The 21,154-nt window shown below is 56.3% G+C and carries 19 protein-coding genes; 14 read left to right on the forward strand and 5 right to left on the reverse strand.

The genetic code is table 11. The annotated features are described in order from the left end of the window. Positions 1-15 precede the first annotated feature (15 nt). The 6 genes from lepB to acpS all read left to right on the forward strand — a co-directional run bounded on the left by lepB (position 16) and on the right by acpS (position 4,847). Positions 16-990, forward strand: coding sequence for a signal peptidase I (gene lepB, locus IAE27_RS19290; protein WP_004104575.1), 975 nt, complete (start codon positions 16-18; stop codon positions 988-990). Between the two features lie 224 nt (positions 991-1,214). Continuing rightward, a complete protein-coding gene (rnc, locus tag IAE27_RS19295) occupies positions 1,215-1,895 on the forward strand; it encodes a ribonuclease III (protein ID WP_004104573.1) in 681 nt (226 codons plus the stop codon). Further along, positions 1,892-2,797, forward strand: coding sequence for a GTPase Era (gene era, locus IAE27_RS19300; protein WP_004104571.1), 906 nt, complete (start codon positions 1,892-1,894; stop codon positions 2,795-2,797). The genes rnc and era overlap by 4 nt, the downstream gene beginning before the upstream one ends. Positions 2,798-2,995: 198 nt before the next feature. Continuing rightward, positions 2,996-3,724 carry a DNA repair protein RecO gene (recO, locus tag IAE27_RS19305; RefSeq protein WP_024274566.1) on the forward strand — a complete coding sequence of 243 codons (729 nt, stop codon included), beginning with the start codon at positions 2,996-2,998 and terminating at the stop codon, positions 3,722-3,724. A gap of 11 nt (positions 3,725-3,735) precedes the next feature. Continuing rightward, entirely contained in the window at positions 3,736-4,467 is a 732-nt protein-coding gene (gene pdxJ, locus IAE27_RS19310; RefSeq protein ID WP_004104569.1) for a pyridoxine 5'-phosphate synthase, read from the forward strand. Next, entirely contained in the window at positions 4,467-4,847 is a 381-nt protein-coding gene (gene acpS / locus IAE27_RS19315; protein ID WP_004104568.1) for a holo-ACP synthase, read from the forward strand. The genes pdxJ and acpS overlap by 1 nt, the downstream gene beginning before the upstream one ends. 45 nt (positions 4,848-4,892) lie before the next feature. Here the strand turns inward: acpS and IAE27_RS19320 are convergent, their stop codons facing one another. Both IAE27_RS19320 and IAE27_RS19325 read right to left on the reverse strand, forming a co-directional pair. Continuing rightward, on the reverse strand, positions 4,893-5,153 hold the full coding sequence (locus IAE27_RS19320) for a YfhL family 4Fe-4S dicluster ferredoxin (RefSeq protein ID WP_004114478.1): 261 nt from the start codon (positions 5,151-5,153) through the stop codon (positions 4,893-4,895). A gap of 164 nt (positions 5,154-5,317) precedes the next feature. After that, positions 5,318-6,166, reverse strand: a complete 849-nt coding sequence (locus IAE27_RS19325) for a MurR/RpiR family transcriptional regulator (RefSeq protein ID WP_004104559.1) — start codon at positions 6,164-6,166, stop codon at positions 5,318-5,320. A gap of 209 nt (positions 6,167-6,375) precedes the next feature. Here IAE27_RS19325 and yfhb point away from each other — a divergent pair, with 209 nt between their 5' ends. Further along, positions 6,376-7,011 (forward strand): phosphatidylglycerophosphatase C, encoded by a 636-nt coding sequence (yfhb, locus tag IAE27_RS19330; protein ID WP_004104558.1) that lies wholly within the window; start codon positions 6,376-6,378, stop codon positions 7,009-7,011. Positions 7,012-7,069: 58 nt separating this feature from the next. Beyond that, complete coding sequence (gene tadA, locus IAE27_RS19335; protein WP_016809506.1) at positions 7,070-7,576, forward strand: tRNA adenosine(34) deaminase TadA; 507 nt, start codon at positions 7,070-7,072, stop codon at positions 7,574-7,576. Here tadA and mltF read toward each other — a convergent pair. Next, the gene (gene mltF, locus IAE27_RS19340) at positions 7,573-9,189 is read right to left on the reverse strand and encodes a membrane-bound lytic murein transglycosylase MltF (RefSeq protein ID WP_032705131.1); all 1,617 of its coding nucleotides are present in this window, start codon (positions 9,187-9,189) and stop codon (positions 7,573-7,575) included. The genes tadA and mltF overlap by 4 nt on opposite strands. A gap of 174 nt (positions 9,190-9,363) precedes the next feature. Between mltF and purL the strand changes: the two genes are divergently transcribed. From purL to glnB, 5 genes are all read left to right on the forward strand, one after another. Then, positions 9,364-13,251 carry a phosphoribosylformylglycinamidine synthase gene (purL, locus tag IAE27_RS19345; protein WP_200092789.1) on the forward strand — a complete coding sequence of 1,296 codons (3,888 nt, stop codon included), beginning with the start codon at positions 9,364-9,366 and terminating at the stop codon, positions 13,249-13,251. A 671-nt stretch (positions 13,252-13,922) separates the two neighbouring features. Next, positions 13,923-15,359: a sensor histidine kinase gene (locus IAE27_RS19350; RefSeq protein WP_094298922.1), complete on the forward strand. Its 1,437-nt coding sequence runs from the start codon at positions 13,923-13,925 to the stop codon at positions 15,357-15,359. 13 nt (positions 15,360-15,372) lie between these two features. Then, positions 15,373-16,077 carry a two-component system QseEF-associated lipoprotein QseG gene (gene qseG / locus IAE27_RS19355; protein WP_004114463.1) on the forward strand — a complete coding sequence of 235 codons (705 nt, stop codon included), beginning with the start codon at positions 15,373-15,375 and terminating at the stop codon, positions 16,075-16,077. Beyond that, a complete protein-coding gene (gene glrR, locus IAE27_RS19360) occupies positions 16,064-17,401 on the forward strand; it encodes a two-component system response regulator GlrR (protein ID WP_014230390.1) in 1,338 nt (445 codons plus the stop codon). Before qseG ends, glrR begins: the two co-directional genes overlap by 14 nt. A gap of 65 nt (positions 17,402-17,466) precedes the next feature. Beyond that, the gene (gene glnB, locus IAE27_RS19365; RefSeq protein WP_002914032.1) at positions 17,467-17,805 is read left to right on the forward strand and encodes a nitrogen regulatory protein P-II; all 339 of its coding nucleotides are present in this window, start codon (positions 17,467-17,469) and stop codon (positions 17,803-17,805) included. A gap of 58 nt (positions 17,806-17,863) precedes the next feature. Here the strand turns inward: glnB and hmpA are convergent, their stop codons facing one another. Continuing rightward, positions 17,864-19,054, reverse strand: coding sequence for an NO-inducible flavohemoprotein (hmpA, locus tag IAE27_RS19370; protein WP_154022964.1), 1,191 nt, complete (start codon positions 19,052-19,054; stop codon positions 17,864-17,866). 325 nt (positions 19,055-19,379) lie between these two features. On the opposite strand from hmpA, the gene glyA reads away from it, so the two are divergent. Next, positions 19,380-20,633 (forward strand): serine hydroxymethyltransferase, encoded by a 1,254-nt coding sequence (glyA, locus tag IAE27_RS19375; RefSeq protein WP_004104543.1) that lies wholly within the window; start codon positions 19,380-19,382, stop codon positions 20,631-20,633. 55 nt (positions 20,634-20,688) lie between these two features. Here the strand turns inward: glyA and IAE27_RS19380 are convergent, their stop codons facing one another. After that, on the reverse strand, positions 20,689-21,111 hold the full coding sequence (locus tag IAE27_RS19380; RefSeq protein ID WP_070555753.1) for a DoxX family protein: 423 nt from the start codon (positions 21,109-21,111) through the stop codon (positions 20,689-20,691). Positions 21,112-21,154 lie beyond the last annotated feature (43 nt).

The raw sequence follows: 21,154 nt of genomic DNA on the forward strand, positions 1-21,154 counted from the left end.
CCCTAAGGAGTTGGCATGGCGAACATGTTTGCCCTGATCCTGGTCATCGCTACTTTGGTGACGGGTCTGTTGTGGTGCCTGGATAAGTTTATCTTTGCGCCAAAACGTCGCGAAAGTCAGGCCGCTGCCCAGGCGGCGACCGGCGACCAGCTGGACAAGAAAACGCTGAAAAAGGTGGGCCCGAAACCGGGCTGGCTGGAAACCGGCGCTTCCATCTTCCCGGTACTGGCGATTGTTCTGGTGGTTCGCTCATTTATTTATGAGCCCTTCCAGATCCCATCCGGCTCAATGATGCCGACGCTGCTAATCGGCGATTTTATTCTGGTAGAGAAGTTTGCTTACGGCATTAAGGATCCGATTTACCAGAAAACGCTGATCGAAACCGGGCATCCGAAGCGCGGCGATATCGTTGTCTTTAAATATCCGCAGGATCCGCGCCTGGATTATATCAAGCGGGCCGTCGGCTTACCGGGTGATAAAGTCACTTACGATCCGATTGCTAAACAGGTCACTATCCAGCCGGGCTGCAGTTCTGGTCAGGCCTGCGGCAACGCTCTGCCGGTCACTTACTCCAACGTTGAGCCGAGCGATTTCGTACAGACCTTCTCCCGCAGCAACGGCGGTGAAGCGACCAGCGGTTTCTGGCAACTGCCGAAAGGCGAGACCAAAGCGAATGGCATTCGTCTGACCGAACGTAAAGAGACGCTGGGTGACGTGACGCACCGCATTTTGACCGTGCCGATTGCGCAGGATCAGGTTGGGATGTATTACCACCAGTCCGGGCTACCGCTGGCAACCTGGATTGTCCCCCCGGGGCAGTATTTTATGATGGGTGACAACCGCGATAACAGCGCCGACAGCCGTTATTGGGGCTTTGTGCCGGAAGCGAATCTGGTGGGTAAAGCCACCGCAATCTGGATGAGTTTCGAAAAACAGGAAGGTGAATGGCCTACCGGCGTACGTTTATCGCGCATTGGCGGCATTCATTAATTTTCCTGTCTTATTCACGCTGCCGCCGCAATAACGGCAGCGTGAATTATTTAATATTTAAATCTATTCAAACTAACGACATCCCTTGTCGTTGCGTATAGAATATCCCCCCGAAGTTTTAGGTTGTCTCTCGTAAGATTGACACAGCACACGAAACCGCGTTGGTTTTTACTCAGGTCGGTTTCGTGTGCTGCATTTTTGACGCATTCATCTATTGGTAACGCATGAACCCCATCGTAATTAATCGGCTTCAACGGAAGCTGGGCTACACTTTTCATCATCAGGAGCTGTTGCAACAGGCATTAACTCACCGCAGTGCCAGCAGCAAACACAATGAGCGCCTGGAGTTTTTAGGCGACTCAATATTGAGCTTTGTGATCGCTAACGCCCTCTATCATCGTTTCCCTCGGGTAGACGAAGGCGATATGAGCCGCATGCGCGCGACGCTGGTACGAGGCAACACGCTGGCAGAAATTGCCCGCGAGTTCGAATTAGGTGAATGCCTGCGTCTTGGGCCGGGTGAACTGAAAAGCGGAGGCTTTCGCCGTGAATCGATACTGGCGGACACCGTTGAAGCTTTAATCGGCGGGATTTTCCTCGACAGCGATATTCAGAACGTTGAGCGCCTTATCCTCTCCTGGTACCAGAGCCGTCTGGACGAAATCAGCCCTGGTGACAAGCAAAAAGATCCGAAGACGCGCTTGCAGGAGTATCTGCAGGGGCGTCATCTGCCGCTGCCGTCTTACCTGGTGGTACAGGTTCGCGGTGAAGCGCACGATCAGGAATTTACTATCCACTGCCAGGTTAGCGGCCTGAGTGAACCGGTGGTTGGCACGGGTTCTAGCCGTCGCAAGGCGGAGCAGGCTGCCGCCGAACAGGCGCTGAAAAAGCTGGAGCTGGAATGAGCGAAGAAAAGAACTACTGCGGATTTATTGCCATCGTTGGTCGTCCAAACGTGGGCAAATCCACATTGCTGAATAAGCTGCTCGGGCAGAAGATCTCGATCACTTCCCGAAAAGCGCAGACCACGCGTCACCGCATCGTCGGTATCCATACTGAAGGCCCGTATCAGGCGATCTACGTCGATACCCCCGGTCTGCATATGGAAGAAAAACGCGCGATTAACCGCCTGATGAACAAGGCGGCAAGCAGCTCTATTGGCGACGTTGAGCTGGTTATCTTCGTGGTTGAAGGGACCCGCTGGACGCCGGACGACGAGATGGTGCTCAACAAGCTGCGCGACGGTAAAGCGCCGGTGATTCTGGCGGTCAACAAAGTCGACAACGTCCAGGAAAAAGCGGATCTTCTGCCGCACCTGCAGTTCCTCGGCAGTCAAATGAACTTCCTCGATATCGTACCGATTTCTGCGGAAACGGGGCTGAATGTTGATACGATCGCCGGTATCGTGCGCAAGCATTTGCCGGAGGCGATTCACCACTTCCCGGAAGATTACATCACTGACCGTTCGCAGCGCTTTATGGCTTCCGAGATCATTCGTGAAAAGCTGATGCGTTTCCTTGGCGCAGAACTGCCATATTCCGTCACCGTCGAAATTGAGCGTTTTGTGACCAATGAGCGCGGCGGTTACGACATTAACGGCCTGATTCTGGTTGAGCGCGAAGGGCAGAAGAAGATGGTGATTGGTAACAAAGGGGCCAAAATCAAAACCATCGGTATCGAAGCGCGTAAAGACATGCAGGATATGTTTGAAGCGCCGGTTCACCTTGAGCTTTGGGTGAAAGTGAAATCCGGCTGGGCTGATGACGAACGCGCGCTGCGCAGTCTCGGTTACGGCGACGATCTTTAAGTTTGGATACTCTATGGCTTTCGAGGTGCAGGACAAAACACAAAGTGTTTTGAACAGCGCTTGCGCTGGCTCCGAAGGAGCGAGGCCAGAGGCTGAGTCGCGCGGCAAGACCGCGAGTCCCCGGGAGCTTACTTCAGTAATTGATTGGGGTGAGTGGGCGAAGCCAACGCACCTGCGGCTTGAAAGACGACGAGTATGATGGAAGGCTGGCAACGCGCTTTCGTACTGCATAGTCGTCCCTGGAGCGAAACCAGCCTGATGCTGGACGTCTTCACGGAAGAGTCCGGGCGCGTGCGCCTTGTTGCAAAAGGCGCACGTTCCAAACGCTCCAACCTCAAAGGCGCTCTTCAGCCTTTTACCCCCTTACTGCTCCGCTTTGGCGGGCGCGGCGAAGTTAAAACGCTGCGCAGCGCGGAAGCCGTCTCGCTGGCGCTCCCTCTCAGCGGTATCACGCTCTACAGCGGACTTTACGTCAACGAACTGCTCTCTCGCGTGCTTGAGCACGAAACGCGCTTCTCGGAACTCTTTTTCGATTATCTGCACTGTATCCAGTCGCTGGCTGGCGCTACAGGCTCGCCGGAACCGGCGCTTCGGCGGTTTGAGCTGGCGCTGCTTGGGCATCTGGGATATGGCGTTGATTTCCTGCACTGCGCCGGCAGCGGAGAGGCGGTTGACGATACGATGACCTACCGCTACCGTGAAGAGAAAGGATTTATTGCCAGCGTGGTTATTGATAACAACACCTTTACCGGGCACCATCTGAAGGCGCTGGCCAGCCGCGAATTTCCGGACAGCGATGCGCTGCGCGCGGCAAAGCGTTTCACCCGAATCGCCCTGAAGCCCTATCTTGGTGGGAAGCCGTTAAAAAGTCGCGAGCTGTTTCGTCAGTTTTTGCCCGCACGGGCCGATAAAACAAATAACGATTAACGAGGATTGTCATGGCTGAATTACTGTTAGGGGTCAACATTGACCACATAGCGACATTACGCAACGCTCGCGGTACCGCTTATCCGGATCCGGTACAGGCGGCCTTTATCGCCGAGCAGGCAGGCGCTGATGGTATTACCGTTCATCTGCGCGAAGATCGCCGCCATATTACCGATCGCGACGTACGTATTTTGCGCCAGACTCTGGATACCCGCATGAACCTTGAGATGGCGGTGACGGAAGAGATGCTGAAGATTGCCTGTGAGACTCAACCGCATTTCTGCTGCCTGGTGCCGGAAAAACGTCAGGAAGTGACAACCGAAGGCGGACTGGATGTGGCGGGGCAGCTCGATAAAATGCGCGATGCCTGTAAGCGTCTGGCCGATGCCGGTATTCTGGTCTCCCTGTTTATTGATGCTGACCACGCGCAAATTAAGGCCGCAGCGGACGTTGGCGCGCCTTATATCGAAATTCACACCGGCTGCTATGCTGATGCGCAAACGGACGCCGGACAGGCAAAAGAGCTGGAACGTATCGCCAAAGCGGCAACCTATGCCGCGAGCCTGGGGCTGAAGGTCAACGCCGGTCACGGCCTGACGTACCATAACGTTAAGGCTATTGCCGCGCTGCCGGAAATGCACGAGCTGAACATCGGCCATGCGATTATTGGCCGGGCGGTAATGAGCGGCCTGAAGGAAGCGGTTGCGGAAATGAAGCGTCTGATGCAGGAAGCTCGCGGCTGATGGCGATTCTCGGACTGGGTACTGATATTGTTGAAATTGCCCGTATTGACGCGGTGATAGCCCGCAGCGGCGATCGTCTTGCCCGTCGCGTACTCAGCGATTTTGAATGGGCGATATGGGAACAGCATCAGCAGCCGGTCCGTTTTCTGGCGAAGCGTTTCGCCGTTAAAGAAGCGGCGGCCAAGGCGCTTGGCACCGGCATCCGCAACGGGCTGGCGTTCAATCAGTTTGAGGTTTACAACGACGAGCTGGGTAAGCCAAAGCTGCGATTGTGGGGCGAGGCAAAGGGTCTGGCGGAGCGTATGGGCGTAAGCAGCATTCACGTGACGCTGGCCGACGAGCGTCACTATGCCTGCGCCACGGTGATTATCGAAAGCTAATTGTTACAGGCCGGAGAGGTCGGTTAACGCCGCCATCCGGCAATATCACAGTTTGTCCGCGTGGTGCAGCAGGACAAACTTATCCCACAGCTGCTCTTCATTCTCGTTATGGGCCGGATCTTTCAGAATGGTATTTGGGATCGGGCATACCTTCTGGCAGGTTGGCGTATCATAGTGGCCGACGCATTCGGTGCAGCGATCGCTGTTAATTTCATAAATGCTATCACCCATGGATATCGCCTCATTCGGGCACTCCGGCTCGCACATATCGCAGTTGATACATTTTTTGGTGATTAACAGCGCCATCAGGAATTTCTCAGAAACAACACAAACAGGGCGGGCATTATACGCCCATTTTTCGCTCGGGCCAGCTCTTTTCAACCGCGGGGCGACCCTCCGCAGCAGAGAAATTTTGCCCGCTCTGAGCCAATAAGAGAGTGTGCTTTTGACAGCGGGCAGGGCACTCGGGGTTACACCAGCTTTTTCACCAGCGCTTCGCTATGGCGAATTCGCTCCGGGGCACGTTCAAGATCCTGCTGCACCAGTCCCATAAACAGAAGATCGGTCAGCATCATCTGCGCGCTGGTAGAGGAGATCGCGGCGCTGCGCGTAGCCTGTTCTTCCGCTATGGTATACAGGCACAGCGTCGCCTGTTGCTGAAGAGCGTTGGGATTAAATCCGGTGATCGCCAGGATCTGGCTTCCTACTCGTAACGCTTCACCAGCCGCCATGTTGATCTCGCGTCGTTCACCGGAGTAGGAAATAGCCAACAGCAGATCGTCCGGCGACATCGCCTGTACCGTCGCCAGCAGCGCATGCATATCCTGTTCTGACACGGCATTAATGCCGATTTTCATCAGCTTCCAGCTGAAGTTTCTTGCCACCAGCCCCGACGCGCCGATACCGGTAATAATGACCCGGCGGGCGTGGCGCAATAGCGTGACGGCTTCGAACAGCTTCTCTTCGGCGTTGACGTCCAGCGAAGCGTGCATGGCCGCGATATTATCTTTAATGAGTTTTTCGCCTACCAGACGGAGAGGATCGTCGCCGCGGATCTGATTATGTACCGGCACGGACTGTGGCGTAGGGGCGCTTGCCAGGGCTTCGCTTAACGCCAGCTTTAATGCCGGAAAACCTTTGAAACCCATCTTCTGCGCAAATTTGACTACGCTTGACTGGCTGACCCCGGCTTCGCCCGCCAGCTGTTGTGAGCTAAGGTGGCGGGTTTTATCCGGTTGGGCCAGAATGAAATCGGCCAGTTTTTTATCGCTTGCGGCCAGCGTTGGGTAGCGCTGGCGAATACGGGTCAAACAGTTCATAGCGGCTCCGGAGGACGGCTTCACCCTCGACTGAAAGAATTTTGTATTCGATTATAAGAGGATTACTGCGAATTAAAAATTCTGAGCTTCAGATTTCTCTGCAGAAGCGTTTTCTTAATCCGGATTCAACAACAGCGTATGTTTTCGCTATTCGCAGCTTAAGACTGCTAAGCTATTGGTTATCAGGCGATCGTTCAGGGGAGTGGGTTTTGAATAGCAGTACGCGGAGAGTGGTTTTCTTTGATCTGGATGGAACCTTACATCAGCAGGATATGTTCGGCAGCTTTTTGCGCTATGTCCTGCGCCACCAGCCGCTAAATGTCCTGCTGGTGATTCCTTTATTACCGGTTATTGCCGCCGGGCTGATGCTGTTCGGACGCGCTGCGCGCTGGCCGATGAGCCTGCTGCTGTGGGCGTCAACTTTTGGCCGCAGCGAGCGTCACCTGAAACGCCTTGAGGCGAGTTTCGCCCGCTGGTTTCGCCAGCACGTCACGGCGTTCCCGGTAGTACAGGCGCGGCTCAACAACTATCTGACCAGCACCGATGCGGACGTCTGGCTGATTACCGGCTCGCCGCAGTCGCTGGTTGAGCAGGTTTATTTTGATACTCCCTGGCTGCCGCGAGTGAACCTGATCGCCAGCCGGATGGAGCGTCGTTGCGGCGGCTGGGGATTAACCCTGCGCTGCCTCGGCAATGAAAAAGTGGCGCAGCTGGAACAAAAAATCGGCGCTCCGCTGCGATTGTACAGCGGCTACAGCGACAGCGAGCAGGATAACCCGCTGCTCTATTTTTGCCAGCACCGCTGGCGGGTGACGCCGCAGGGCGATCTTCAGCAGTTAGAATAGTGTGTAATACATAACGTCCATGTATAATGCGCCCCGCTTTTCTGCAGGAGTGCCCGCTTTGTCTGACCATGAATTAAATGATGAATACTGGATGCGTCACGCTCTGACGCTGGCGAAACGCGCCTGGGAAGAGGGCGAAGTGCCGGTCGGCGCGGTACTGGTGCATAATCATCAGGTCATCGGCGAAGGCTGGAATCGGCCAATCGGACGTCACGATCCGACCGCGCACGCCGAAATTATGGCGCTGCGTCAGGGCGGGCTGGTGCAGCAAAACTATCGTCTGATTGACGCAACGCTGTACGTTACCCTTGAACCCTGCGTGATGTGCGCCGGGGCGATGGTTCATAGTCGCATCTCTCGGCTGGTTTTTGGCGCCAGAGATGCGAAAACCGGCGCAGCCGGGTCGCTCATCGACGTGCTGCACCACCCGGGAATGAACCATCGGGTCGAGATAACGGAAGGCATTTTGGCTGAGGCCTGTTCCGGCATGCTGAGCGATTTTTTCCGCTGGCGACGCGAAGAGAAAAAAGCGCTGAAGCGAGCTAGCCGGCAAGCGGAAGGTTAATGCCCCGTACCGGGGATTTTCAGCTTCGCGTTGTCCACCAGCGTTTCTGCGCGGAAGCTGAAAAAGGACATGGCGTACTGCTCTTCCTTACCCAGCTCCTCCGGCATGACTGCCGGATAGTGCTCGCCTAGTGCCGCTATCTGGGCGTCCTTTCTCTCTTTTTCAGAAAGATAGCCCACGAGGCTAATATGATATTTACGGATATTTTCGACGTAGGCGTAGGCTTCGTGGCCGCGTGCAAAGCCGTACTTCAGCCGGCTGTAGTAGTTTTTCTGGCTTAGCAGCGGCAGACGCTGCTTCACATCGGCCCAGCTATTCGGGTTGCCTTTCTGCTTTTTCGTCAGCGCCATTGCGTCGAGCATATGCGCGTAGCCCATATTGTAAGCCGCCAGCGCAAACCAGATGCGTTCATCCTGCGGGACCGACTCCGGCACTTTATTCATCATATCCTGTAAATAACGCATGCCGCCGTCGAGGCTTTGCTCGGCGTCGGTGCGATCGGTCAGGCCCAGACTTTGAGCAGTATTGCGGGTCAGCATCATGATGCCGCGAACGCCGGTCGGGGAGGTGGCCTGCGGATCCCAGTGCGATTCCTGCCATGAGATAGCCGCCAGCAGCCGCCAGTCTATCTGACGGGCATATTTTTCAAACATTGGCTGCAGGTCCGGGAGCACGCTTTCCACGGCGCGCAGGAAGGTACGGGTGTCTACATAATCAAAATCGTTGCCGTGACCAAGGTATTTCTCCTCCAGCCTCGCCAGTGTGCCGTCCTCGTTAATATTATTGAAGAAATCGAGCATTGCTGCCGGCAGGGAGTTGTCCTCACCTTTTTCGCTAAACCAGGTGACCGGCTGCTCGTCGCTGATATCAAGCGCGACGGCCAGCTCCGGATGGACGCGCTGGAACAGGCTGACGGCGACCGAATCAGCAACGGTATAGTCGAGTTTGCCATCAATAACCGCCTGCATCAGCGCCGTCGTCCCGCGTTTCTCGTCCACGCGCCAGTCGAGATCGGGGTATTTTTGCTTTTTTAGGGCCTGAAGATCGTTAATCGCCACGTGTCCGGGAGCAATCGCCAACTGGTCGGCGGTAAGATTTGCCAGGCTGCGCGGACGCAGGCTGCCTTTGCGATAAACCAGCTGTTGCGAAACGGAGTAGTAGGTTGGCCCGACCTGATAGTTCTTCACCCGTTCGGAATTGTAGACCAGGCCGGCAGCCAGCATATCGGCTTTGCCTTCATCGAGGTCATCAAACAGCTGGCTGATATTCTGCCTGACGGTGACTTTTAGCTCGACGCCGAGGTAGTCGGCAAACTGCTGCGCCAGCTCATAATCAAAACCGTAGGTCCGATCGTTAATGGTCGCGAAGGTCATTGGCGAATTAATGGTGCTGATACGCAGTTCTCCACGCGCCATGATCCCGGCCACGCGGTTTTCCGGCTTACCCATCCACGGGAGAGACGGCCACAGGGCAGCCGCCAGCAGGAGAGTCACAATGCCGATGAGCAGATAATTAATCTTTAATTTTTTCAGATAGTTAATCTTCTGCAGCTTCGGGTTCCTCAGCAGACTATGACCAGAATAAGTAAAAGGTTGTCGTGGAATGAGCGGCATTTTGCTTAAGAATGCGCCAGTTGGCAACTTATTCGCGAGGAGGGTCACATTTATTGATAAACCCTGGCAATCATTTTATTTCTACGCAAACGGTTTCGTCGGGGCGCAGGATTCACTATAATGGCGCCCGTTTCCCCCCTGGCTCACCATGAAAGCTTCGAAGACGAGAGACTTATGATGGAAATTTTGCGTGGTTCACCTGCACTGTCGGCATTCCGTATCAATAAACTGCTGGCACGTTTCCAGGCGGCCAACCTTCCGGTCAGCACGATATATGCCGAGTACGTTCATTTTGCCGACCTTAGCGCCCCGCTCAGCGACAACGATCGCGAGAGTCTGGCAAGGTTGCTCAAGTATGGCCCGAACTTAAGCAGCCATACCCCAACCGGCAAGCTACTGCTCGTTACCCCCCGTCCCGGCACCATCTCTCCCTGGTCTTCTAAAGCTACCGACATCGCCCATAACTGCGGCCTGTCTCAGATTGTGCGCCTTGAGCGCGGCGTCGCGTATTACGTCGAAGCCAGCAGCCTCAACGATGAACAGTGGTCGCTGGTGGCGGCCGAACTTCATGACCGCATGATGGAAAGCGTTTTCGGCGCGCTGGAAGAGGGTGAAAAACTGTTTGCCCATCATCAGCCAACGCCGGTCACCAGCGTTGACCTGCTGGGCCTGGGGCGTCAGGCGCTGATTGACGCCAACCTCCGTCTGGGGCTTGCGCTGGCGGATGACGAAATTGACTATCTGCAGGATGCTTTCCAGACGCTGGGCCGCAACCCGAACGATATCGAACTCTATATGTTCGCGCAGGCTAACTCCGAGCACTGCCGACACAAGATTTTTAACGCCGACTGGGTCATCGATGGCGAAAAGCAGCCGAAGTCGCTGTTCAAAATGATCAAAAACACCTTCGAGAAAACCCCGGACTACGTGCTGTCTGCTTATAAAGACAACGCCGCGGTAATGGAAGGTTCAGCCGTGGGGCGCTACTTTGCCGACCACGCAACCGGTCGCTACGACTTCCACCAGGAAGACGCGCATATTCTGATGAAGGTCGAAACCCATAACCACCCGACGGCGATCTCTCCGTGGCCGGGCGCGGCGACAGGTTCCGGCGGCGAAATTCGCGATGAAGGCGCCACCGGACGCGGGGCGAAGCCAAAAGCCGGTCTGGTGGGTTTCTCGGTTTCCAACCTGCGGATTCCGGGGTTTGAACAGCCGTGGGAAGAAGATTTCGGCAAACCGGATCGTATCGTTACCGCGCTGGATATCATGACTGAAGGTCCGCTGGGGGGCGCGGCGTTTAACAACGAATTTGGTCGTCCGGCGCTCAACGGCTATTTCCGTACCTATGAAGAGAAGGTAACCAGCCACAACGGCGAAGAGCTGCGCGGCTACCATAAGCCCATTATGCTGGCGGGCGGAATCGGCAACATTCGCGGCGAACACGTGCAGAAGGGCGAAATTGTCGTCGGCGCGAAGCTGATTGTTCTCGGCGGTCCGGCAATGAACATCGGTCTCGGCGGCGGCGCGGCCTCTTCAATGGCCTCCGGCCAGTCCGATGCCGACCTCGATTTCGCCTCCGTACAGCGCGATAACCCGGAGATGGAACGTCGTTGCCAGGAGGTTATCGACCGCTGCTGGCAGCTGGGCGACGCCAACCCGATTTTGTTTATCCACGATGTCGGCGCTGGCGGTCTGTCGAACGCCATGCCTGAGCTGGTCAGCGACGGCGGACGCGGCGGTAAATTCCAGCTGCGCGATATCCTCAGCGATGAGCCGGGCATGAGCCCGCTGGAGATCTGGTGTAACGAATCGCAGGAACGTTATGTGCTGGCGGTCGCGCCTGAGCAACTGCCGTTGTTTGATGAGCTGTGCCGCCGCGAACGCGCGCCGTACGCGGTGATTGGCGAAGCAACCGAAGCGCTGCATCTGAGCCTTGATGATGCCCACTTTGACGATCGTCCGATCGACCTGCCGCTTGACGTGCTGCTGGGCAAAACGCCGAAAATGACCCGTGACGTGCAGACGTTGAAAGCGCAGGGCCAGAGTCTGCAACGCCAGGGCATCACGATTGCCGACGCGGTGAATCGCGTGCTGCACCTGCCGACGGTCGCGGAGAAAACCTTCCTCGTCACCATTGGCGATCGCACCGTCACCGGTATGGTGGCGCGCGATCAGATGGTGGGGCCGTGGCAGGTTCCGGTGGCTAACTGTGCGGTCACCACCGCCAGCCTCGATAGCTACTACGGCGAAGCGATGTCCATTGGCGAACGTGCGCCGGTGGCGCTGCTGGACTTCGCCGCCTCCGCCCGTCTGGCTGTTGGCGAGGCGCTGACCAACATCGCGGCGACGCAGATTGGCGCGCTCAATCGCGTGAAGCTGTCGGCAAACTGGATGGCCGCTGCCGGTCACCCGGGCGAAGACGCCGGTTTATATGAAGCGGTAAAAGCGGTGGGCGAAGAGCTCTGTCCGGTTCTGGGACTGACTATTCCGGTGGGTAAAGACTCCATGTCGATGAAAACCCGCTGGCAGGAAGGGGCTGAACAGCGCGAGATGACTTCTCCGCTGTCTCTGGTGATTTCCGCCTTTGCCCGCGTGGAAGACGTACGCCGTACCGTCACCCCACAGCTCTCCACCGAAGACAACGCCCTGCTGCTGATTGATTTAGGCAAGGGGAACAATGCGCTGGGCGCGACCGCGCTGGCGCAGGTTTATCGTCAGCTTGGCGATGTGACTGCCGACGTTCGCGATGTCGCGCAGCTGAAAGGCTTCTGGGACGCAATGCAGGCGCTGGTGGCTGAAGATAAGCTGCTGGCCTGGCACGACCGTTCCGACGGCGGTCTGCTGGTCACTCTGGCCGAGATGGCCTTTACCGGCCACTGCGGCGTCAACGTTGATATCGCCGCGCTCGGCGAGGATCGCCTGGCCGCGCTGTTTAACGAAGAGCTTGGCGGCGTCATTCAGGTTCGTGCCGCCGATCGTCAGGCCGTGGAAGCCACGTTGGCCGCTCATGGCCTGGCGGATTGCGTTCACTATATTGGCCAGGCTACGGCGGGCGATCGTTTCGTCATCGAGGCCGACGGTCATCCGGTATTCAGCGAAAGCCGCACCACGCTGCGCATGTGGTGGGCAGAAACCACCTGGCAAATGCAGCGTCTGCGCGATAACCCGGAATGCGCTGACCAGGAGCACGAGGCGAAAGCCAACGATGTCGATCCTGGGCTCAACGTGAAGCTCTCCTTTGATATCAATGAGGATATCGCTGCGCCTTATATTGCCACCGGCGCGCGTCCGAAGGTCGCGGTGCTGCGTGAGCAGGGCGTGAACTCCCATGTAGAAATGGCCGCGGCGTTCCATCGCGCCGGCTTTGATGCCATCGACGTGCACATGAGCGACCTACTGGCGGGCCGTACCGGTCTTGCTGATTTCCAGGCGCTGGTGGCCTGCGGCGGCTTCTCCTACGGTGACGTTTTAGGCGCCGGTGAAGGCTGGGCGAAATCGATTCTGTTCAATGAGCGGGTTCGCGACGAGTTTGCCACCTTCTTCCATCGTCCGCAGACCCTGGCGCTGGGCGTGTGCAACGGCTGCCAGATGATGTCTAATCTGCGCGAGCTGATCCCGGGCAGCGACCTGTGGCCGCGCTTTGTGCGTAACCAGTCTGACCGCTTTGAAGCGCGCTTCAGCCTGGTTGAGGTGACGCAGAGCCCGTCTCTGCTGCTGCAAGGTATGGTGGGATCGATGATGCCGATTGCCGTATCCCACGGTGAAGGGCAGGTGGAAGTTCGCGATGGCGCGCATCTGGCGCAGCTGGAAAGTAAAGGCCTGGTGGCGCTGCGCTTCGTCGATAACTTCGGTAAGGTGACGGAAAACTATCCGGCCAACCCGAATGGTTCGCCGAACGGTATCACTGCGGTAACCAGCGAAAGCGGGCGCGCGACCATCATGATGCCGCACCCGGAACGCGTGTTCCGCACCGTGTCGAACTCCTGGCACCCGGAAAACTGGGGCGAAGACAGCCCGTGGATGCGTATTTTCCGCAACGCGCGTAAACAGCTGGGCTAAAAATCGTTTACAAATCGAATTAAGCCTCCTGCCCACGCAGGGGGCTTTTTTATTTGTGGGGTACTTCGAAAGCAGGTGTCGGGGATCGCCGACAAACGCGCTATGGTGGTGTCGTCAAAAGGTGACATTTAACTTATTGATTCATAAAGGCATCACTGAATCATTCACCCGATGTTGCTAATCAGCGACACTTTGTACAAAAAGCGACCATCATCATCCGTGCCCATAAATAGTAAAAAGACATTATATTTCATTGTGTTAATAAAATGTTTTGAGATGTGGCATAGTTCGTGCATAATTATAACCAGTGGCTCATTCACCTTCTTATGTCAGCCCCTTCGGGACGCGCTACATAAACTTCGAATGACGCACAAACAGGTGCCTGCCGTCCAACTCCTGATAACAGCTCTGCTTTATCAGTCATCGGGCGAAACGTCGAGTAAGGCACCGCCTCATTTCTTAATAAAGCCAGGCTCCCGTAGCCTGGCTTTATTATACTCGTCGTCTTTTGTGCTACAGGTGCGTTGGCCGCATCTGTTCACCCCGGTCACTTACTTGAGTAAGCTCCCGGGGATTCTCAGCTTTGCCGCCTTCCTGTAACTCAAAATCCATAGAGTATATTGGGTATATTCAGGTAGCATCGTAGTGAGCTAATGATTGAGACCCTATCCGTGAAGCGACTCTCCCTTTTCCCCCGTTCGCTGCGCCAGCTGGTCACGCTATCCTTCGTGCTGATCCTGCTTCCGCTGCTGGTGCTGGCATGGCAGGCGTGGCAAAGCCTTAACGCCCTCAGCGCCCAGGCGGCGCATATTAATCGCACCACCCTTATCGACGCCCGCCGCAGCGAGGCGATGATTAACGCGTCGCTGGAAATGGAGCGTAGCTACCGGCAGTACTGCGTGCTGGACGATCCGACGCTGGCGCGGGTCTATCAAAATCAACGCCAACGCTACAGCGAAATGCTTGACGCTCACGCGGGCGTTCTGCCTGATGAAAAAATCTGGCAGGCGCTGCGTCAGGATCTCGACGATCTGGCCGAGCTGCAGTGTAAAAATAGCGGCCCGGCGGCGAAGTCAGCAGTCAGCCTGGAAGCGTTTGCTTCCGCCAATAGCGACATGGTCCAGGCAACCCGGACGGTGGTCTATTCGCGTGGACAGCAGCTGCAGCAGGAAATCGCCGAGCGCGGCCAGTTCTTCGGCTGGCAGGCGCTGGTGCTGTTCCTGCTCAGCCTGGCGCTGGTGCTGCTGTTCACCCGCATGATTATCGGCCCGGTAAAGGGCATTGAAAGAATGATCAACCGACTGGGCGAGGGGAAATCGCTGGACGATGCCGCGCTGTTTACCGGCCCGCGCGAGCTGCGCTCCGTCGGTAAACGCATTATCTGGCTGAGCGAACGCCTTGCCTGGCTGGAATCCCAGCGCCATCAGTTCCTGCGCCATCTTTCCCATGAGCTGAAAACGCCGCTGGCCAGCATGCGCGAAGGGACGGAACTGCTCGCTGACCGGGTGGCCGGGCCGCTGACGCCCGAGCAGCAGGAGATCGTGGAGATTCTGGATAACAGCAGCCGCAACCTGCAAAAGCTGATTGAGCAGCTGCTGGACTATAACCGCAAACAGGCCGATGGCCCGATTGCGCGCGAGACGGTCAACCTGGCCGAACTGGTGGAAAATGTGGTTTCTGCCCATAGCCTGCCGGCAAGAGCTAAAATGATGCATACCGAACTGTTGCTCAGCGAGCGTTTTTGCGAAGCGGAGCCCGCTCTGCTGGTGAGCGTACTGGATAATCTCTACTCCAATGCGGTGCACTATGGTGCTGAATCCGGTAACATTCGAATCCATAGCTATCGGCACGGCGAGCAGGTGCGCATTGACGTCATTAACGACGGCGAGCCGATCCCGTCCGCAGAAAGAAACATGATTTTTGAGCCTTTTTATCAGGGAAGCCACCAGCGTAAAGGGGCGGTAAAAGGCAGCGGTCTGGGGCTGAGCATTGCCCGCGACTGCGTACGGCAAATGCAGGGCGAGCTGAGCCTGGTTGATGAGAAGTCAGGGCTAATCTGTTTTCGTATCACGCTCCCCGTCGCCGAGTCTGGAAAAAATAACGTCTAACTATCGGGTGAATATGTCCCACTTCTTCGCATTTGTCCGTCCCCTCAGGGGATGGCTGCTGTCAGGCATTTCCTGCCTGGCGCTGGCGGGATGTTCCGCCTCTACATCACCACACGCCGCGGATGGCAAAACGCTCTCCGCGCTGCCGCAGCATCAGGTCGCCGATTTTCTTTCGGTGGAGTGCGCTGATATCTGGAATCTGCAAAGCGAAGCCAGCGACAAAAATCCGCTCTACTGGCTGCGTGGAATTGACTGCGCCGATCGTCTTGCTCCGGTGCAGGCGCGGGCGGAGGCCCGGCTGCACAGCGGCGACAGCTGGCAGGATGCCTTTAAGCGCGGCATTTTACTGGCTGATGCCAAAATTACGCCTAACGAGCGCCGGGAACTGGTCGCCAGTCTGGATAGCTTCAGCCCGCAAATCGCCCCTCAGGTGCGCCCGCTCTATCAGCTCTGGCGCGATGCTCAGGGCCGGCAGCTTCAGCTGATTGATGAGCGTTCCCGCTACGCCAAACTGCAGCAGTCAAACGATGCGGAGCTGGAGACGCTGCGCCAGCAGGAAATTGAGCTACGCAGTCAGCTCGAACTGACGACCCGCAAGCTGGAGAATCTCACCGATATCGAGCGTCAGCTCTCCAGCCGTAAACCCGGCGGGAACTTCAGCTCTGACGCCGGGCACGGCGGCGATAAAGTCCCGGAGGTGATTCATGACGATCCGTAAACCCGCCCGTCTGCTATTAGTGGACGACGATCCGGGGCTGCTGAAGCTGCTGGGTATGCGTCTGGTCAGCGAAGGGTATAGCGTACTGACCGCCGAGAGCGGGCCGGAGGCGCTGCGCACGCTGAGCCGCGACAAGGTCGATCTGGTGGTCAGCGACCTGCGGATGGACGAGATGGACGGACTCCAGCTGTTCAGCGAAATCCAGAAGGTTCAGCCGGGGATGCCGGTGATTATTCTCACCGCGCACGGTTCCATTCCGGACGCCGTTGCCGCGACCCAGCAGGGCGTGTTTAGCTTTCTCACCAAGCCGGTGGATAAAGACGCCCTTTATAAAGCGATTGATGACGCGCTGGAGCAGAGCGCGCCAACCACCGACGAGCGCTGGCGTCAGGCGATTGTGACCCGTAGCCCGCTGATGGAGCGACTGCTGGAGCAGGCCGGGATGGTGGCGCAGTCGGACGTCAGCGTGCTGATTAACGGCCAGAGCGGTACCGGCAAGGAGATTGTCGCCCAGGCAATTCATAACGCCAGCCCGCGCCGCGATAAACCTTTTGTCGCCATTAACTGCGGCGCGCTTCCCGAACAGTTGCTGGAGTCAGAATTGTTCGGCCACGCGCGCGGCGCTTTTACCGGCGCAGTCAGCAATCGCGAGGGGCTATTCCAGGCCGCGGAAGGCGGGACCCTGTTTCTTGATGAAATTGGCGATATGCCGGTTGCGCTACAGGTGAAACTGCTGCGCGTTCTGCAGGAACGTAAAGTGCGCCCGCTGGGCAGCAATCGCGATATCGATATTGATGTGCGGATTATTTCTGCGACCCATCGCGACCTGCCTAAGGCCATGGCGCGAGGCGAATTTCGTGAAGATCTGTTCTATCGTCTCAACGTGGTGAATCTGAAAATCCCGCCGCTGGCTGAGCGTACGGAAGATATTCCGCTGCTGGCGAACCATCTGCTGCGCCAGTCTGCCGATCGCCATAAACCTTTTGTCCGCGCATTCTCCACGGATGCGATGAAGCGGCTGATGGCCGCTAAATGGCCGGGCAACGTGCGCCAGCTGGTGAACGTGATTGAGCAGTGCGTGGCGCTGACCTCTTCGCCGGTCATTAGCGACGCCCTGGTAGAGCAGGCGCTGGAAGGGGAAAACACCGCGCTGCCGACGTTTGTCGAAGCGCGGAATCAGTTTGAGCTCAATTACCTGCGCAAGCTGCTGCAAATTACCAAAGGGAACGTCACGCATGCGGCCCGGATGGCGGGGCGCAATCGCACCGAATTTTATAAGCTGCTGTCGCGCCACGAGCTCGACGCTAACGACTTTAAAGAGTAGCTCCGGATGATGGCGCAAGTTATGATACGGTTAGCAACCGGTTACGCGACTAAAACAGGAACACCATGAAAAAGATTGATGCGATTATTAAACCCTTCAAACTGGATGACGTGCGTGAAGCGCTGGCCGAAGTCGGCATCACCGGGATGACGGTAACGGAAGTGAAAGGCTTTGGCCGTCAGAAGGGGCATACCGAGCTGTATCGCGGCGCGGAGTATATGGTCGATTTTCTGCCGAAAGTGAAAATCGAAATCGTTGTTACCGATGATATCGTCGACACTTGCGTGGATACCATTATCCGTACGGCGCAGACCGGCAAAATCGGCGACGGTAAGATCTTTGTCTTTGATGTCGCGCGCGTGATTCGTATCCGTACCGGCGAAGAAGACGACGCGGCGATTTAAGCTGTCAAACCGGATGGCGGTCCGGCAATTTCCGGGCCGCCTGCATTTATCGCTCCGTTTACAGCACCTTGTGCGGGCCGAAGCACTCATAATGAATGTTGCCGCTGCTCACGCCCAGATCTACCAGCTGCTTCGCGGCAAACTGCATAAACGCCACCGGGCCGCAGAGATAGAACTGCATCTGCGGGTCGCCGATCTTGTCGGCCAGGGCCGATAAATCCATCAAACCTTCGCTGTCAAACGCGCCGGATTGACGGTCCGCTTCGCTCGGGCTGCGGTACCAGACGTGAGAAGTAAACTTCGGCAGCGTTTCACCCAGCGTTTTAACTTCGTCCGCGAAGGCGTGTACGTCGCCGTTCTCTGCCGCATGGAACCAGTTCATCTGCGCCGGATGCTGCGCTTTTGCCAGCACATCCAGCATCGCCAGCATCGGCGTCTGACCGACGCCGCCGGAGAGCAGCGTGACCGGGGTTTCCGGCGCCACGTTGAGGAAGAAATCACCGGCCGGCGCGGCCAGATAAATCACGTCGCCTTCTTTCGCTGAATCATGCAGCCAGTTTGAAACCTGGCCGCCGTTTTCACGTTTAACCGCGATACGATAGCCTTTACCGTCGGGTTTGCGGGTCAAAGAGTACTGGCGAATTTCCTGATGCGGAAAACCTTCCGGCTTCAGCCAGACCGCCAGATACTGGCCTGGATGATATTCCGCTACCGCGCCGCCGTCGACCGGCTCAAATTCAAAGCTGGTAATCAGCGCGCTGCGCGGCGTTTTTTTGACGATGCGGAATGCGCGGGTGCCTTCCCAGCCGCCGGTTTTGCTGGCGCTTTCATTATAGATTTGCGCTTCACGATTAATAAAGACGTTGGCCAGCACCCCGTAGGCCTTGCCCCAGGCATCCAGTACTTCCTGGCCCGGACTGAACATCTCATCGAGGGTCGCCAGCAGGTGAGTACCAACAATATTGTACTGCTCGGGTTGAATCTGGAAGCTGGTGTGCTTCTGGGCGATTTTCTCTACCGCCGGCAGCAGGGCGGGCAGGTTCTCGAGATTGCTGGCATAGGCGGCAATCGCGTTGAACAGCGCCTCGCGCTGGTCGCCGTTGCGCTGATTGCTCATATTGAAGATTTCTTTTAATTCGGGATTGTGAGCAAACATGCGGTCGTAAAAATGAGCGGTCAGTTTTGGACCGGTTTCAACCAGCAGGGGGATGGTGGCTTTCACCGTAGCGATGGTCTGGGCGTCGAGCATAGCAGCTTCCTTTATAAGTTATCTTAATGATGCATATTAAATGCATCTTATAAAAATAACCCTGCTTTGTAAATGGTTCTTTAACGCTTTACCTTAAGACAGTTACAACATGAATTATTTGCATCACAAACCTGAAAAGAAATCCGTTGATAATCGAAGGTGCTTTATTGCTCAAAGCCTTGTGTAATGCGGAGCCAATCGTTTGCGTAAAATCCTTTGTCAAGACCTGTTATCGCAGAATGATTCAGTTATACTGTGGGCCGTTGTCCAGGTGGACCGCCTTTTTAGGCCGAAATTTTATTGTTAGCTGAGTCAGGAGATGCGGATGTTAAAGCGTGAAATGAACATTGCCGATTATGATGCCGAACTGTGGCAGGCTATGGAGCAAGAAAAAGTACGTCAGGAAGAGCACATCGAACTGATCGCCTCCGAAAACTACACCAGCCCGCGCGTAATGCAGGCGCAGGGCTCTCAGCTGACCAACAAATACGCTGAAGGATACCCGGGCAAGCGCTACTACGGCGGCTGTGAATACGTCGATATCGTAGAGCAGCTGGCGATTGACCGCGCTAAAGAACTGTTCGGCGCTGACTACGCTAACGTGCAGCCGCACTCCGGCTCCCAGGCGAACTTCGCGGTCTATACCGCTCTGCTGCAGCCGGGCGATACCGTTCTGGGTATGAACCTGGCGCAAGGTGGTCACCTGACTCACGGCTCTCCGGTCAACTTCTCTGGCAAACTGTACAACATCATCCCTTACGGTATCGATGAGTCCGGTAAAATTGACTACGACGATATGGCTAAGCAGGCTCAGGAACATAAACCGAAGATGATTATCGGTGGTTTCTCGGCTTATTCCGGCGTGGTTGACTGGGCAAAAATGCGTGAAATCGCTGACAGCATCGGCGCATACCTGTTCGTCGATATGGCTCACGTTGCCGGTCTGATCGCCGCAGGCGTTTACCCGAACCCGGTTCCGCATGCTCACGTCGTGACCACCACCACCCACAAAACCCTGGCCGGTCCGCGCGGCGGCCTGATCCTGGCGAAAGGCGGCAGCGAAGAGCTGTACAAAAAACTGAACTCTGCCGTATTTCCGAGCGCCCAGGGCGGCCCGCTGATGCACGTTATCGCGGCGAAAGCCGTCGCGCTGAAAGAAGCGATGGAGCCTGAGTTCAAAGTTTACCAGCAGCAGGTAGCGAAAAACGCCAAAGCGATGGTCGAAGTGTTCCTGAACCGCGGCTACAAAGTGGTTTCCGGCGGCACTGAAAACCATCTGTTCCTGCTGGATCTGGTCGATAAAAACCTGACCGGTAAAGAAGCTGACGCTGCTCTGGGCCGCGCCAACATCACCGTCAACAAAAACAGCGTGCCGAACGATCCGAAGAGCCCGTTTGTGACCTCTGGTATCCGTATCGGTTCTCCGGCGGTGACCCGTCGCGGCTTTAAGGAAGCAGAAGTCAAAGAGCTGGCCGGCTGGATGTGCGACGTGCTGGACAACATCAATGACGAAGCGGTCATTGAGCGCGTGAAGGGTAAAGTGCTGGATATCTGCGCACGCTTCCCGGTCTATGCATAAGCGTTAGCGTTGAGCTAAAAAAGGCCGCTGATGCGGCCTTTTTTGTGCCTGTTAATTAGTGGCGGTCGAGCGAAATCGCTCCGGGCCCGGTTATTGCCAGCAGCAGGAAGGCGCCGGCAATACTGACGTTTTTCCAGAAGTTAATCATGTTCGGTAGTACCACATCGCCGGACATATTCCAGTAGTGATGGCCAATCACCGCGGTGCCAAGAGTATAAAAAATAAAGATCACCGCCAGCGGGCGGGTGAAAAAGCCCAGCACAATTAAAATGGCCGCCGGCACCTCCATAATAATGGCAATGATGGCCGCAAGCGTTGGCATCGGCGCGCCGGAGGAGGCCATATACTGCACCGTGCCGCTAAAGCCGAGCAGCTTGGGATAACCGAAAAGAATAAACAGCACCACTACCGCGATACGCGCAATCAGCAGCAGCAGAGAGCGGGAGGAACCAAAGTCAAAGTAGCGTAGAGTGTTCATAATCAGCTCGTTATGAGAGGCGTGTGATTTAAACGTAATACAC

Origin of the sequence: Klebsiella sp. S69 (assembly GCF_016516145.1) — a bacterium.
Classification (GTDB): domain Bacteria; phylum Pseudomonadota; class Gammaproteobacteria; order Enterobacterales; family Enterobacteriaceae; genus Klebsiella; species Klebsiella oxytoca.

Coding starts and splice junctions, on each gene's coding strand:
- IAE27_RS19325 (WP_004104559.1), bottom strand. CDS start 6,166: ATGAACTGTTTGACCCGTATTCGCCAGCGCTACCCAACGCTGGCCGCA.
- rnc (WP_004104573.1), top strand. CDS start 1,215: ATGAACCCCATCGTAATTAATCGGCTTCAACGGAAGCTGGGCTACACT.
- acpS (WP_004104568.1), top strand. CDS start 4,467: ATGGCGATTCTCGGACTGGGTACTGATATTGTTGAAATTGCCCGTATT.
- glnB (WP_002914032.1), top strand. CDS start 17,467: ATGAAAAAGATTGATGCGATTATTAAACCCTTCAAACTGGATGACGTG.
- IAE27_RS19320 (WP_004114478.1), bottom strand. CDS start 5,153: ATGGCGCTGTTAATCACCAAAAAATGTATCAACTGCGATATGTGCGAG.
- pdxJ (WP_004104569.1), top strand. CDS start 3,736: ATGGCTGAATTACTGTTAGGGGTCAACATTGACCACATAGCGACATTA.
- mltF (WP_032705131.1), bottom strand. CDS start 9,189: ATGCCGCTCATTCCACGACAACCTTTTACTTATTCTGGTCATAGTCTG.
- IAE27_RS19380 (WP_070555753.1), bottom strand. CDS start 21,111: ATGAACACTCTACGCTACTTTGACTTTGGTTCCTCCCGCTCTCTGCTG.
- glrR (WP_014230390.1), top strand. CDS start 16,064: ATGACGATCCGTAAACCCGCCCGTCTGCTATTAGTGGACGACGATCCG.
- glyA (WP_004104543.1), top strand. CDS start 19,380: ATGTTAAAGCGTGAAATGAACATTGCCGATTATGATGCCGAACTGTGG.
- era (WP_004104571.1), top strand. CDS start 1,892: ATGAGCGAAGAAAAGAACTACTGCGGATTTATTGCCATCGTTGGTCGT.
- hmpA (WP_154022964.1), bottom strand. CDS start 19,054: ATGCTCGACGCCCAGACCATCGCTACGGTGAAAGCCACCATCCCCCTG.
- lepB (WP_004104575.1), top strand. CDS start 16: ATGGCGAACATGTTTGCCCTGATCCTGGTCATCGCTACTTTGGTGACG.
- purL (WP_200092789.1), top strand. CDS start 9,364: ATGATGGAAATTTTGCGTGGTTCACCTGCACTGTCGGCATTCCGTATC.
- recO (WP_024274566.1), top strand. CDS start 2,996: ATGGAAGGCTGGCAACGCGCTTTCGTACTGCATAGTCGTCCCTGGAGC.
- qseG (WP_004114463.1), top strand. CDS start 15,373: ATGTCCCACTTCTTCGCATTTGTCCGTCCCCTCAGGGGATGGCTGCTG.